Genomic DNA, 13,174 nt, shown 5'->3' on the forward strand with positions numbered 1-13,174 from the left:
GGGAACACGTAAAACTATGACTATCTTAAAAAGTCTACTAGACTAATCTGCATCATCTTACTTCCAGCAGATAGTGCAGCTTTAAGGGCAGTTTCTTGCAGAGTCATCTCAGTAAATGCTTTGGCGATATCCGTATCTTCTGTATTAGAAAGCATCTTTTGATTTAATAAATGGGTTTGATCCAAATTATTGGCAGCCAGCTCCAGCATATTTTGATTGGTGCCGACGATTGTTCGTTGGGTGATGACGTGTTCTAGTTGTTGATCAATCGAATTCAAATGTGAGCCTGGATTTTCACCGTTCTCTAATGATTGGGCAAGGGCATCCATCGTTTCAAATAAATTTTTCCCGTCTACGGAAAAACCAAATACAGAGGCCGCATTAACGTTACCAGTTACGCTGATTCCTTTACCAATTGTCCACTCTTTTCCGTTTTCATTGGTCTGTTGTAATGTACCGTCTTGATAGGGCTGGGTATTTAGGTCCGTTCCTGAAAAGAGGTAGCCGCTGCCATAAGCAGTATTCGCAATATTCCCTGCCTGGTCTAATAATGAGCGAATTTCAACAGCGAATGTTTTTCGGTCACTCTCATTGTTCGAATCATTACTGGCCTCGACCGTCAGTTCGCGAATTCGATGAAGAACGTCGGTAACATTCCCAAGGGCACCGTCGATTGCCGTACTCCAATCAATTCCATCTTGAGCGTTTTTTTGATATTGTTCGACTTGTGCCAAAGAGGAGCGATGGGTTAACCCTTGTAAGACTGCACTGGGACTATCCGATACTCTTTCGAATTTTTTCCCGGAAGTAATTTGCCCTTGAAGAGTCTCCATTGCCTTATTGTTCCGATTTAATTGGTTGATAAATTGCTGACTTACCATTTGGTGTGTAACTCGCATCCTTCTCCTCCTTTCATGATTTTATTTCATTCCGTTAATCAATGTATTTAACATGTCGTTCACTGCTGACACATAGCTGGCAGCCGCATTGTATGCCTGTTGATAGCGAACCATATTCGTCAATTCTTCATCAATTGATACCCCAGATACTGACTGTCGTCGATGGTCCACCTGCTCCACCATCTTGGTAGCATTTTCAGCGGACAACTGCGCAGTTTTAACGTCCGTTCCTAATTGACCGATGATCCCTTTGAAAAAATCACCGATGGTTGCATCCGTTCCTCCAATATTAATTTTTTGAATAAGAGCCTCACTCATCGCTTTCGCATTCGAGCCATCCCCAATCGTATCCGAAGAAGCCGCCGCTACCTTTGATGGAAATTCTACCAGCATCGGGTTAATCATCATACTTCCTGCATTTTTTGGCGGCTGGGTTGGATCATCTTTATCAACAAAAAACAGAAGTTTTTCTAAAGGCGCACTCGGATCTATACTTCTCGCTTGGATATCATCTAAATTCCTCGCCTCATCCCCTGCATGAATGGCGTTAATGCTGTCAGCAATGGTCACCGCTAATAGGTCGATTTTTGCTCGTAAATCTGGGATGCTTCCAACTGTTGTCCCGTTGACCGTATACCCATGGGTTTCTAGCAATCCCTTGATTTCCCCGCCTGCTAATTCGATATCCGTTCCTGCGATTTTTGCCCCGCCAGTTTGCAGATCCAAAGTAAATGGGCTGGCATTGTTCCCCTCCACCAGCTTTTCACCGCCGATTGAAACATCCACCCTGCCATTTTGTGCTGGTGTTACTTGAATATCGACCATCTTTGAAAGTTGATCCAGCAGTACATCTCGTCGGTCCATCAAATCATTCGGCTGTGTGCCGGCGCCAATGTTTTGGGCAATTTTCAAGTTTAACCCAGCCACCTCGTTTGCGATGGTATTGATTTCATTGGTTTTTCCTTGAATCTGATCGGCCAGGAATGTTTCGTTTTGCTCAAGGCCGGTATAGATTTCATTGAGTTGACCGGCCAGTTCTTTGCCGTTCGCGACCACGACCACGCGGGCCGATAGATTTTCCGGCTGCTTGGAAAGCTCCTGCAAGCCCTGCCAGAAACGGTTAAGCGAACTAGTTAGACCTGAATCTCCTAGTTCGTTGAAGACATTTTCGATGTTGGAAAGAGCACTTGCCTTTCCTTCCCAATATCCAGCCTCTTTCTGTTCATTCTGAAATTGACGGTCTAAATACGATTCGCGAATCCGTCGAAACTCCGATACCTCAACGCCTGTTCCCATCTGCATCGGAATTGTCCCGTTATTAGGATTCGGAGAGGCTAACGGATGTGTTGCCCGTAAAACGGCTTCCTGTCTCGTATAACCAATTGTATTCGCATTGGCAATGTTATGCCCCGTTGTGCTTAGTGCGGTTTGTTGGGATAAAATCGCTCTTTTTCCGATTTCTAACCCATGAAAGGTTGAGTACATCTTTTTTCTCCCCTATGCATTTAAATCAAACAAACGAGCATATTCTCTTGAATCTTGGGCTTCCGCTTCTGAACTATATAGACCCGAATCCTTTGATTGCGGTATCATTTGCTCAATCATGAATTGTGTATAGGTTAAAGACTGCTGAATCAATTGCTGATTAAGTTTGTTTACTTTATCAATTTCTTCAAATAGACGCTGAAGTAATTTCAATTTCGACGTCCACTCAGCTTTTGTCACTCCGTCAGGCTGTTGTTCAATTAACTTCGAAAGGGGAAGATAGGACTTGTCGTGCTCTAATACTTCCATTCTCAGCTCATCTGCTTCTTTAATTTTTTTGATGAGCTTGGATTCATCCGCCATGACAGCAAGCAGCGGATTGATTTCTGCAGAAATTAAGATTTCCTGCTTTTTCTTTGCGGTTTCTAATAATGTGATATGCAGGTCGGTTAACATCTGCAAAACTTCCGTGAGGCTATTCATCGATTTTTGCACCTGACTTCCAAGCTGAGAGTAATTTATCCGCTAACTTTTCACTATCTACTTTGTATGTGCCATTGGCAATTTGATTTTTCAATTGCTCTATTTTTGCATCTTTTTCTTTTTGAATTTGCAGTTGTGCTTCGCTCGATAGTTCTACCATTTCCGTTTGAGACTGTTTCGTTGCTTCTGCTCGGTTCGGTTGTTGTTGTTTTTGGTAGGCTTGATAAACAGTATAGATTCGATTTAAGGGATTAATTTTCATAGGTCCGCTCCTTTTTACTCTATCCATACTTTTTGTATCGGCAGTTTATCGTTTAATGTTTAGAGTTTTTCTCATTTTTTTCAAAAAAAGAAACGGCAGCATGAACGCCGCCGCTTGATTGGTATAAATTCCGTTATGACCTCATGATCCCATTCGCGATTCCCATCATCTGATCCGCATAGCTGAGCGCGCGGGCATTAGCTTGATAGCCTCTTTGCGCTTTGATCATATCAGTCATTTCCTGATTCAAATCCACGTTAGACGATTCTAAATATCCTTGTCTGATTTGAAAATTAGAATCTACAGCCCTTACGGCTCCCCCCGTTATTCGGTAAACCCCGCCATCATCCTTTAACAGCTGTGGATTGGTGAAGTCGACCACACTGATTTGCTGGTTTGTCCCCATAATGGTTCCGTCGCTGGCCACCACAAATTCATTGTCCGCGCTCCATTCAATTGGATTTCGATTTTGATCAAGCAGCACGTCTCCGTGGGCGTTTACCAGCTGATATCGCCCCCCGCCAACCGGAGATTGCTGAAAGGCTCCACCTCTCGAGTACAAAATTTCTGAAGTCGTACCAGTCATTCTTTGTACTTGAAAATAACCGTTTCCTTCGACCATGAAATCAAATGGTTGATCCGTTTGCTTAGGTGCACCTTGAGTAAGATCCAATGGTGTTCCGGCGATTCGCGATCCAAAGGTGGTTCGAATGCCAGGCGGAGATAGGCGGCCAATCTCCCTTTGCGGTTCGGTTTGGTTTTGAATCGAGACGGTAAGGTTTTCAGAAAAAGCGGCTTCTCTGCGCTTAAAACCTGTTGATTCCACATTCGAAATATTATTGGCGATGGTATCTAACTTCCCTTGGTAGGCGCGAACACCAGACGAAGCAATAAATAAAGATGTATTCATAGCTTTTATACCCTTCCAATCGTGTTTAATTGTTCTAGTGTTTTATCGTAGGCCTGAAGTACTTTTTGATTCGCCTCATACAACCGAATATTTGTCATCATTTCGGTAATCGTTTTAGATGTATCAACGTTCGATTGCTCGATCATTTTATGATGCAGCTGCAAACCTGCAGGAAGAGTCTGTGCAAGCATAGCTGGAGCTGTCCCCTCGAGCTCATAAAGACCATTATCTTTTTTAACTAATTGATTCGGGTTATTGACCACCATGATTCCAAGTGAGGCAACGGTTCGTGCACGTACTGGGTCATCAGGGTTTACAATAATATCCCCATTATTTTGGATTGACACATTTCCAGAAGTCAATTCTTGGTCCGATATCGGTCTGCCATTTTTTCCTAACACCAAATCTCCGGATGAGGTCATCAGCTGTCCGTTTTCATTGACTGAAAACCTTCCGTTTCGAGTAAATTGGAAACTGCCATCAGCCGTTTGTACGGCAAAAAAGGCAGCTGGCTTTATGTATTCTCCGTTTTCTAAAATGGGGGGCAGCGCTTGGTCATTAATCGCGACATCAAAAGGCATGTTGCTGTTCACCAGACTCCCCTGCGAAAAGAGCGGTATGGTTTCTTGATTATACACCCCCATGGACAATGTACCGATTTTTGGCGCTTCTACCGAAATTTCTGATTGACGAATGCGTTCTAGTAACATTTCCGGGAAGGAACGCAGCGGACTTGAATCCTGTTTAAAACCTGGGGTTTCAACATTAGCCAGATTATTCGTAAGCGCATTTTGTCTTCTTTGCAACGCGATCATCCCTGATGCAGCGGTATCCATTCCTCTAAGCATAGTCGTGCTCCTCTCTACATGTATAAGTTTACTAATAGTCCTTTAATTTCACCGATAGTCTTCAAAAGGTCAACTGAACTAGTTTGTTTTTCCATCACCTGCTCCGAAAGTTTGATCAACTGTTGGTCAATTTGTTTAATTAATTTTAGCCTTTTATCTCTACCATTGGAGTGAAATGACCGATACTCTTCTATGGAGTAACCATTTTGAACGACTTCTTTTAAAAAATCTTGAATGCTTTGTTTATACGCCAGTAAATCTTTTACAGATTGAGAAGTACTTAACCGATTACCGTTTTGATCCAGATCTTTGAGAAGAGTTTGCAAACGATCCTGCGTTAAATCAAATTGTGTTTCCTGAAAAATTTGTTGAAAAGAAGAGGATTCTTTCCCTTTCTCCCGCACAGGAATAAAGCGATCCTGACTGATAGCTTGACTTTGTTGGATCTTCAAACGGATTCCCCTTTCATGAATGGTTAACATCATTTTTTCAAAAAAGAAAACGGTGAATTTTTCCGTTTCACGTAGAATGCAATTTATTAAAACTAAATTAAAGATAAACTAAAGGAGAAATTTATGTCTAGTATTTTTGGAATTTTATTGGCACTCCTCATGATAGGTGCAGGGATGATATTAAAGGGCGCACCCCTCGCATCCTTAAACAATCCAGCGGCCTATCTGATTATTTTTGGCGGGACGGCCGCTGCGGTGATGATTGCCTTTCCGTTTCGAGAAATTAAAAAATTTCCGAAACTGTTAAAAATCGCCCTGTTTGAACCGAAACTTCCTTCGAAAGCTGAACAGATTGCTAGATTAATAGAATGTGCGGAAATGGCCAAAAAAGAGGGTTTTCTAGCTTTAGAGGAAATTGCTGAATCAACAGACGATCCTTTTTTTAAAAAGGGGCTCGAAATGATCATCGACGGCTATGATGTGGATTTTATTGAGGAAGTGTTATTCGATGAAGTCGAGGCAATCGAGCAACGTCATAAAACAGGCGCCCTTATTTTTACCCAAGCTGGCACTTATGCTCCGACACTTGGTGTACTTGGGGCCGTAGTTGGTCTAATTGCTGCACTCGGCTCATTATCCGAAATAGAAAAAATCGGTCATTCGATTTCAGCTGCTTTCATTGCTACCTTGCTTGGGATTTTTTCCGGTTATGTATTATGGCATCCAGTAGCGAACAAATTAAAGAGACTTTCCAAACAAGAGCAAGAATTAAAGTTGATTATCATTGAAGGGCTGCTCTCTATCTATCAGGGAGTTTTACCAAGTGCCTTGGAGAAAAAGCTGACGGTTCATATTCCTCCGTCTGAACGCGTTAAAGTAGAAAAACAACTTGAAGAAGATGATCATTACGAGGAGAAATCGGCATGAGAAAACGGAAAAGAGCCTTTAATTCTGACCACGATGAACATGTAGATGAATCCTGGCTGATTCCATATGCCGACCTTTTAACGCTGTTATTAGCACTATTTATCGTCCTATATGCAGCCAGTACCGTTGACAAAGAAAAATATCAATCCATCATGGAATCCTTTCAATCTGAATTAACGGGGACAAAAATTGACAATCAACAAGCGGGTCTATCGCCGAACCCTTCATCTCCACAACCGGAAGTGGGATTGCTAGAAGAAGAAGTAAAAGGAGAAACTAATGACAAAGAACTGGATGTATTGAGGCAACAGCTCGAAAGCTATATCAATAACAATAGCCTGCAGGATATGGTCTCTCTCCAAGAAACGGAAAAGGGAATTGAAGTATCTTTAAAGGATGTGGTGTTATTTGATTCTGGAAGAGCTGATTTAAAGGAACGCTCCTATCAAACCTTAAACGGGCTCGTCGGCCTGATAAATACCGTTCCCAATCCAATTAGCATCGAGGGGCATACCGACAATGTTCCGGCACACAATACAATCTATTCTTCCAATTGGGAATTGTCTGCAGCTCGGGCGGCCAGCGTTCTCCACTACTTTGAGTCACAAAATGTCCAAGCAAATCGCCTGCAATTTTCAGGATTTGGAGAATATCAGCCTCTTTATCCAAATGACTCGGATGAAAACCGCCAGTCAAATCGGCGTGTGACTGTTGTGATTTTACGAAGCAGTTAAAAATTTTCCGCGACTGGAGGAGTATGCAGCTGTGAAAAAGGTTGTTATATGTGGTTTTAGTTTAATTATTTTGTGTTTTTCTATATTGGCAGACGTAGGTACAGGACGTAACGAAGAAAAAGCAGTTGCTACTCCCTTCACAAAAGTGGTGTTGGCAGAGGAAATCCAATTAGATGTACCTTTACTCAATCAAATGGATTCACCACGGTTATACAATGGCTGCGAAGTAACAAGCCTTGCGATGTTACTTCAATATTGGGGAATCGATGTAACGAAAAATAAACTAGCGGAACAAATCCCACGTGTCCCTCTCCAATATGGGGATGGGAAAAAAGGAAATCCCAATATGGGATTTGTCGGCAATATGGAAGATGGTCCTGGATTAGGTGTCTACCAGGGACCTATTTTTTATTTGGCTAATAAACATATTAGTGAACAATTGATGGTTCAAAATCTATCAAACCATCCCTTTTCCTCCATTCTGAAAAAAGTAAGTCAAGGTCTGCCTGTTTGGGTCATTACCACCAGCAGCTTTTCACCCATACCAGATTTCGAAACATGGTCTACTCCACAAGGGACCGTTGGGATTACGTATAAAATGCACAGCGTCGTCATCACCGGCTACGATCAAGAATACATCTATCTTAACGATCCCTATGGAACAAAAAACAAAAAAGTAGACAGAGAAAAATTCATCGCCTCATGGGAGCAAATGGGCTCACAAGCAATCGTTATTGAACGTAAATAAGTCGGCTGAAATCTCCCAATAAAGGCTGTCCGCCTCAGGTGGACAGTGTCCACGGGCGGTGCCTGTCACCCATGATTATACAAAAAAAGACGATTCGGGGGGAACGAATCGTCTTTTTGTACCTACTAGTTAGGCTGCTGCTTTATTTTTTTCCGTATACGTCTTTGTTGTTTTACGAATGAATGGTACCACCCAGCGGTCTAAACCATATCTGCCTGCGTTGTAACCTGCTGTTAAGATGATGAAGCCTAAGAAAATGTCTGTTGGGTTATGAGATACTGTTCCTGCTAGGAAGAAAGAGAAGTTCATCACTAGACCGAAGAACATCGCTGCTGTTGTTAAACATCCTAGTAGAAGCCCTAAACCGATTAATGTTTCGCCCCAAGGAACGATGAAGTTAAATACATCAATGTTTGGCAGTGCAAAGCTTTCTAAGAAGTTAACATACCAACCATAAACCATGTTTCCATCCGGACCTGTTACTGGTTTTGCAATAGCTCCATTCAGGAAACCAGAAGCGTCGAACCCGCCGCCTGTTAACTTTCCTAAACCTGCTGTGAACCAAGAGTATCCAAGATATAAACGAATAACGGTTAAAATGGCAGCAGAGATCTTATTTTCTCTTAAAAATTTATTAAACATAAAGCTTTCCGCCTTTCAAAATTTGTTTGTTCTTTATACTTACACTATACTCGTTTCTAACATTTAAAACATGATAATGTGAATATTTTCACAATGTGTTCAAAATGATTTGACAGAAGTTTGAACAGCGCTGTAATAGACATATTTCAACAAATACTCCTATTACATAAACGTTTGATTAAATAGGAGTCCATCCTCTATAGTACAAAGGAATATTAAACAAAATTGCAGAGAATACGGTCAAAAACAGTATCAGTTTTTTTAGATAAACATTTGATTTGAGCTGGAGTGATCCTACTACCTCTTCTTTTCACACTTCGGTCACTTCCTCTGCACAAAAAAGCAGGAAACCACCCATATTGGTTTCCAGCCTTGCATTTACTTTTAATTCACCCAATGATTCCCTTTTCCAATAGGAAGGACTTCCTATACAATCGTTAGTTATCTAGTAGCAGAATGATTTCCGATAAAAAATGGAGATTTTTTTTAGTGTCAGGAAAACCCATCATTAATTTTTGATACTAGGATATCTATGTGTCAAAATAGGTATGATGTTGAATTTTTATTAGAGGAGGACGTACAAAATGAGAACGATGAAACTAGGAGCCAGCACATTAAAGGTGCCTGTCGTAGCGGTTGGCTGCATGCGTATGAATTCACTGGAAAAGAAGGAAGCGGAAAACTTTATCCAAACAGCGTTAGAGGAGGGGGCAAATTTTTTCGACCATGCTGATATTTACGGGGATGGATTATCTGAGGAAATATTCGCCGACGCCATACATATGAATGCGGATATTCGTGAAAAAATCATCCTGCAATCAAAATGCGGCATTCGCAAGGGGATGTTTGATTTTTCAAAAGAGCATATTTTACATTCCGTTGATGGAATTTTGAAACGGCTAAACACCGAGTATTTGGATACTCTGCTCCTACACCGTCCGGATGCACTAATGGAGCCTGAAGAAGTGGCGGAGGCATTTGATATTCTTGAAAGCGCGGGAAAAGTGCGCCATTTTGGTGTTTCCAACCAAAATCCGCTGCAAATTCAACTTCTGCAGAAATTTGTGAAGCAGCCAATTGTAGCCAACCAGCTGCAATTAAGTATCACGAACGCCAATATGATTTCAAATGGTATGAATGTGAACATGGAGAATGACTCAGCGATTAATCGAGATGGCAGTGTACTCGATTTTTGTAGACTGAATGATATCACCATTCAGCCATGGTCACCTTTTCAATACGGATTCTTTGAAGGTGTGTTCTTAGGAAACGAGAAGTTCCCAGAGTTGAATCAGAAGATTGATGAAATTGCGGCAAAGTATGAAGTGAGCAATACCACAATCGCGATTGCGTGGCTGTTACGTCATCCAGCCAAAATGCAGCCAGTTATTGGTACGATGAATGTGGACAGATTGAAGGAATGCAGTAAAGCAAGTGAGATCTATCTTACACGCGAAGAGTGGTATGAAATCTATCGTGCTGCAGGGAATATTTTGCCATAATAATACTAGTTTACTGCAAAGGAGTGCTTGATAACAGGCGCTCCTTCTTTTTTTGATGATGTCACAATAGGGTATAAACCCTAATTTTTATTCATCATCAACCTCGCCATCACCGATTTCATCCTCTTCTTCCACATCTTCAATCTTCTCCCCTTCTTCAGTATCCTCATCATTCCCACAACCCGTTAAAGAGAAAAGATATCCACTTAAAAGTAACATCAATAATAACCTTTTCACCTTCATTCCAATCAAACCACCTTTTATTCTTAGCCTTTCCAGATTAATCAGCAATATGACGAAAGCATGTTTTCAGATGTGAAACTGTCCATATGGGGCGGACAGTGTCCACGAGCGGTGCCTGTCACCATGTGCATCATTTTACGTATTTCAAGTTGAAAAGCTTATTTTCCAAGGATAAAATGAAAATAGGAAAAGGGGGAGGATTTATGATAAATTCATCAAAAAGTGTCATTGAGAAATTAAATTTCAGTAAGTATCCATCAAAATTTATTCTTAATGTTCCTGAAGATATTGAAGAGTTTAAGACGTTAGATTATGACTCTTCTATTAAAAAGGCTCAATATGACCTTATTTTTATCTTTATTTTTAAATTAGAAGATTTTCAAACGTACTTACAGGAAGCAGTAGAAAAGCAACTAGTAACGAAAAACGGCTATATCTACTTCGCCTATCCAAAGAAAGGTAATCCAAAATATACGGAATACATAGAGCGTGACAGCATTTATACCGAAAAACATTATGATGAGGAAGGCTATTATCGTGGAAGCAGTTTAAAGTTTTCCCGCATGGTTAGCTTCAATGAGGTATTCACAGTTATTGGCTTGAAGTCGGTACCAAAGAAAACACTAAAAACAGCAAGCACAAAAAACAGCCAATGTGTGGATGACTATATCGACAACGTTGAAGATATCAGAAATTACTTGGATAAAAATAAGGATGTACTAAAAATATACAACCAACTAACACCAGGCTACCAAAAAGACTGGGCACGTTATGTATACAGTGCAAAAAGAAAAGAAACCCAGGAAAAACGCCTCCTCGAAATGGAAACCATCCTATCCCAGGGCTATAAAACAATGGATTTATATAGAAGGAAGAAATAAGTTGGGGGCAATATTTGGTGCCTGTCACAGCCCGTGGACAGTATCCACGAGTGGTGACAGGCACCGAGGATGAAACGGAGTTTCATCCATTTATACATCACTGTATATTTTTCAATGCTTATTCTACGTGTTCGTGCAGGGTGATGCTTTCGCTGTAGTTGATGAATCTGCGCAGTTCTTTTGCTTGGTCTCGGTTGATTTCACCTGATTCGTACATGCTGCGGATTTGGGCTCGTTCGATGTCCATGACTTTGAGACGCAGTTCTTCTTTTTGTTCTTCTCTTTTTTCGTTGAATTCGGCGGTTGGGGTTTTTAGGCGATTGAGCATTCGTTTGTAATCTAAAATCACTATATTAACCATTTCTGCTCTTTCATGATCTTTTGCATATTTTTCTAAACTATGAAGGGCAGCCTGCAATGCTTTTAATTGAATGTGCTGTCCTATCCTCAATTTTGCAATTCTAGTCTCCCTGTCCCGAGGATACTGACCTCTGAACTTTTTCCAGCCTCTGATCATTTTCCCAATTAGATACAGAAATCCAAATTGAGCATTGTTCGAGAGTGCCTCTTCCCGGTGGTCAAGGGCCTTTTCGAATGACTCAAACACATTTTGATCCATGCCGCCTTTATCCATTTCTTCGTGGATATATCTTCGCTCTGCTTTTAACGCAAGTAATCGGATTTCCCTCAATTTTTGTTGATAGTGATCGGTGTCTCGTTCATCCGAAGTAGGTTCTGGTTTAAACCGCTGAAACATCATCTTATACTCCCCAATGAGTTCATACGCTACTGCTTCGTTTTCCTCATTCATTTCGAGGTGGAGTTTTTTAATCGCGGATAGCATAAGCTTTTTCTTAGCTTCATTTATATCTATCTCATCCTCTAATTCTCCCACGACTTCTTCTTCCTTACTTAATAGCGGTAAAAATACCGTTGCAGCTAGTAAGGTAAACAAAATCACACCTGCTGCTATAAAAAGAATCAAGGACCGCTCTGGAAACACCGCTCCACTCATAATGACATATGGAATCGAAAGGACTCCGGCCATGGTCACAGCACCACGAACCCCTGTTAAACTAGTGACCAACGTAGTCTTACTGTTTGGCTTTTCTACCTCTTTACTTTTGACGAAGTGATACTCATATGTAGAAAAAAGATACGACCATAAATAGCGAATTCCCAAGATAACAATTCCAATCGCAAACACATAGCCAATGATTAACCAATTTCCATAATTGGGGTTGGCGACGGTCTCCAACATTGAGAAAGGAATATTTAGTCCTAATAGAAGGAAAACAATCCCGTTTAACACAAATAAAATAATCGACCAGATATTTTCTGTCAGTACTTGCTCCTCCGCTGATAGGGCTTCCGTTCTTTCTTTCACCAACGCATGAACAATACCAGCTACGACCACCGCGATCACTCCTGAAGCATGCAAAAGCTCCTCAGTAATGATAAAAATAACGAACGGGGTCATAATCTGTAGTAACGAATGGAAGGTAACATCGTTAATTCCTTGTTTGCGTAAGATAAATCGTATCCATGTAACAAGTACCCCAAGAAAGAATCCTAATAATGCCCCTGCTAAAAACATATAGGTAAAATCAAAGACTGCCTCTATTAGCGAAAAATAACCTGTCACCACGGCCGCTACGGCATAATTAAACGCAACCAACCCTGAAGCATCATTGATGAGTGATTCTCCTCTAACAAGATGTAATACTTTTTCTGGAATCCGAATCCGTTTCGCAATCCCATTTACTGCTACAGGATCCGTTGGGGAAAGAATTGCAGCTAACGCAAACGCTGCCGCCAAAGGAATACTCGGAATCAGCCAATGAATAAAATACCCGCCGCCGATCGTGGTTAAGAGAACTAGAATAACGGCATTACCAAAAATAGGGGCTCTCATCTTCCACAATTCTTCGCGTGGAAAATGCCGTCCATCATTGTATAAAAGTGGAGCTACAAAAAGTAATAAAAACCACTCTGTTTCGATTTCAAGTGAAATATCAGGAAATAAAAGTGCGATTAATATCCCAAAACCGATTTGAGTCAAGGCCGTTGGAATCGAGGGTATGTAATGGCTAATGATATTTGAAATTAATAAACCAACAATCAATAACAAAACACTCATCAATAAATCCATATATGC

Annotated in this window: 15 protein-coding genes; 5 read left to right on the forward strand and 10 right to left on the reverse strand. The window is 41.0% G+C overall.

Annotated elements, in window-relative coordinates:
- Positions 1-20: 20 nt before the first annotated feature.
- The 7 genes from flgL to TR08_RS12285 all read right to left on the reverse strand — a co-directional run bounded on the left by flgL (position 21) and on the right by TR08_RS12285 (position 5,339).
- Positions 21-899, reverse strand: a complete 879-nt coding sequence (gene flgL, locus TR08_RS12255; protein WP_045518450.1) for a flagellar hook-associated protein FlgL — start codon at positions 897-899, stop codon at positions 21-23.
- 21 nt (positions 900-920) lie between these two features.
- The gene (gene flgK, locus TR08_RS12260; RefSeq protein WP_045518451.1) at positions 921-2,384 is read right to left on the reverse strand and encodes a flagellar hook-associated protein FlgK; all 1,464 of its coding nucleotides are present in this window, start codon (positions 2,382-2,384) and stop codon (positions 921-923) included.
- A 12-nt stretch (positions 2,385-2,396) separates the two neighbouring features.
- Positions 2,397-2,867 (reverse strand): flagellar protein FlgN, encoded by a 471-nt coding sequence (locus TR08_RS12265; RefSeq protein WP_045518452.1) that lies wholly within the window; start codon positions 2,865-2,867, stop codon positions 2,397-2,399.
- A complete protein-coding gene (gene flgM, locus TR08_RS12270) occupies positions 2,860-3,129 on the reverse strand; it encodes a flagellar biosynthesis anti-sigma factor FlgM (RefSeq protein ID WP_045518453.1) in 270 nt (89 codons plus the stop codon). The genes TR08_RS12265 and flgM overlap by 8 nt, the downstream gene beginning before the upstream one ends.
- Before the next feature lie 133 nt (positions 3,130-3,262).
- Positions 3,263-4,039 (reverse strand): flagellar hook-basal body protein, encoded by a 777-nt coding sequence (locus TR08_RS30290; RefSeq protein ID WP_052427443.1) that lies wholly within the window; start codon positions 4,037-4,039, stop codon positions 3,263-3,265.
- A gap of 5 nt (positions 4,040-4,044) precedes the next feature.
- Positions 4,045-4,887, reverse strand: a complete 843-nt coding sequence (locus TR08_RS12280) for a flagellar hook-basal body protein (RefSeq protein ID WP_045518454.1) — start codon at positions 4,885-4,887, stop codon at positions 4,045-4,047.
- A 14-nt stretch (positions 4,888-4,901) separates the two neighbouring features.
- Positions 4,902-5,339: a YaaR family protein gene (locus TR08_RS12285; RefSeq protein WP_045518455.1), complete on the reverse strand. Its 438-nt coding sequence runs from the start codon at positions 5,337-5,339 to the stop codon at positions 4,902-4,904.
- A gap of 123 nt (positions 5,340-5,462) precedes the next feature.
- Between TR08_RS12285 and motA the strand changes: the two genes are divergently transcribed.
- From motA to TR08_RS12300, 3 genes are read left to right on the forward strand one after another with little or no spacing between them, the layout of a single operon-like run.
- Positions 5,463-6,266, forward strand: coding sequence for a flagellar motor stator protein MotA (gene motA / locus TR08_RS12290; protein ID WP_045518456.1), 804 nt, complete (start codon positions 5,463-5,465; stop codon positions 6,264-6,266).
- Positions 6,263-7,000, forward strand: coding sequence for a flagellar motor protein MotB (locus TR08_RS12295; protein WP_045518457.1), 738 nt, complete (start codon positions 6,263-6,265; stop codon positions 6,998-7,000). The genes motA and TR08_RS12295 overlap by 4 nt, the downstream gene beginning before the upstream one ends.
- A 31-nt stretch (positions 7,001-7,031) precedes the next feature.
- Positions 7,032-7,748, forward strand: coding sequence for a C39 family peptidase (locus TR08_RS12300; RefSeq protein WP_052427444.1), 717 nt, complete (start codon positions 7,032-7,034; stop codon positions 7,746-7,748).
- Between the two features lie 129 nt (positions 7,749-7,877).
- Here the strand turns inward: TR08_RS12300 and TR08_RS12305 are convergent, their stop codons facing one another.
- Positions 7,878-8,390 carry a DoxX family membrane protein gene (locus TR08_RS12305; RefSeq protein ID WP_045518458.1) on the reverse strand — a complete coding sequence of 171 codons (513 nt, stop codon included), beginning with the start codon at positions 8,388-8,390 and terminating at the stop codon, positions 7,878-7,880.
- Positions 8,391-8,974: 584 nt separating this feature from the next.
- Between TR08_RS12305 and TR08_RS12310 the strand changes: the two genes are divergently transcribed.
- Complete coding sequence (locus tag TR08_RS12310) at positions 8,975-9,892, forward strand: aldo/keto reductase (RefSeq protein ID WP_045518459.1); 918 nt, start codon at positions 8,975-8,977, stop codon at positions 9,890-9,892.
- Between the two features lie 87 nt (positions 9,893-9,979).
- Here TR08_RS12310 and TR08_RS32510 read toward each other — a convergent pair whose 3' ends face one another.
- Positions 9,980-10,135 carry a hypothetical protein gene (locus TR08_RS32510; RefSeq protein WP_193747736.1) on the reverse strand — a complete coding sequence of 52 codons (156 nt, stop codon included), beginning with the start codon at positions 10,133-10,135 and terminating at the stop codon, positions 9,980-9,982.
- A 203-nt stretch (positions 10,136-10,338) separates the two neighbouring features.
- Between TR08_RS32510 and TR08_RS12315 the strand changes: the two genes are divergently transcribed.
- Positions 10,339-11,016, forward strand: coding sequence for a YdeI/OmpD-associated family protein (locus TR08_RS12315; RefSeq protein WP_045518460.1), 678 nt, complete (start codon positions 10,339-10,341; stop codon positions 11,014-11,016).
- Positions 11,017-11,134: 118 nt separating this feature from the next.
- On the opposite strand, the gene TR08_RS12320 is transcribed toward TR08_RS12315, so the two are convergent.
- A complete protein-coding gene (locus TR08_RS12320) occupies positions 11,135-13,168 on the reverse strand; it encodes a Na+/H+ antiporter (RefSeq protein ID WP_045518461.1) in 2,034 nt (677 codons plus the stop codon).
- Between the last annotated feature and the right edge of the window lie 6 nt (positions 13,169-13,174).

Source organism: Neobacillus niacini, from assembly GCF_000759675.1.
Lineage (GTDB): Bacteria > Bacillota > Bacilli > Bacillales > Cytobacillaceae > Neobacillus > Neobacillus niacini_A.

Excerpts from the sequence above, each read along its gene's own strand:
- flgL (WP_045518450.1), bottom strand. The coding sequence starts at position 899 with ATGCGAGTTACACACCAAATGGTAAGTCAGCAATTTATCAACCAATTA.
- TR08_RS30290 (WP_052427443.1), bottom strand. The coding sequence starts at position 4,039 with ATGAATACATCTTTATTTATTGCTTCGTCTGGTGTTCGCGCCTACCAA.
- TR08_RS12310 (WP_045518459.1), top strand. The coding sequence starts at position 8,975 with ATGAGAACGATGAAACTAGGAGCCAGCACATTAAAGGTGCCTGTCGTA.
- TR08_RS12315 (WP_045518460.1), top strand. The coding sequence starts at position 10,339 with ATGATAAATTCATCAAAAAGTGTCATTGAGAAATTAAATTTCAGTAAG.
- TR08_RS12280 (WP_045518454.1), bottom strand. The coding sequence starts at position 4,887 with ATGCTTAGAGGAATGGATACCGCTGCATCAGGGATGATCGCGTTGCAA.
- TR08_RS12295 (WP_045518457.1), top strand. The coding sequence starts at position 6,263 with ATGAGAAAACGGAAAAGAGCCTTTAATTCTGACCACGATGAACATGTA.
- motA (WP_045518456.1), top strand. The coding sequence starts at position 5,463 with ATGTCTAGTATTTTTGGAATTTTATTGGCACTCCTCATGATAGGTGCA.
- flgK (WP_045518451.1), bottom strand. The coding sequence starts at position 2,384 with ATGTACTCAACCTTTCATGGGTTAGAAATCGGAAAAAGAGCGATTTTA.
- TR08_RS32510 (WP_193747736.1), bottom strand. The coding sequence starts at position 10,135 with ATGAAGGTGAAAAGGTTATTATTGATGTTACTTTTAAGTGGATATCTT.
- TR08_RS12305 (WP_045518458.1), bottom strand. The coding sequence starts at position 8,390 with ATGTTTAATAAATTTTTAAGAGAAAATAAGATCTCTGCTGCCATTTTA.
- TR08_RS12265 (WP_045518452.1), bottom strand. The coding sequence starts at position 2,867 with ATGAATAGCCTCACGGAAGTTTTGCAGATGTTAACCGACCTGCATATC.
- TR08_RS12320 (WP_045518461.1), bottom strand. The coding sequence starts at position 13,168 with ATGGATTTATTGATGAGTGTTTTGTTATTGATTGTTGGTTTATTAATT.
- flgM (WP_045518453.1), bottom strand. The coding sequence starts at position 3,129 with ATGAAAATTAATCCCTTAAATCGAATCTATACTGTTTATCAAGCCTAC.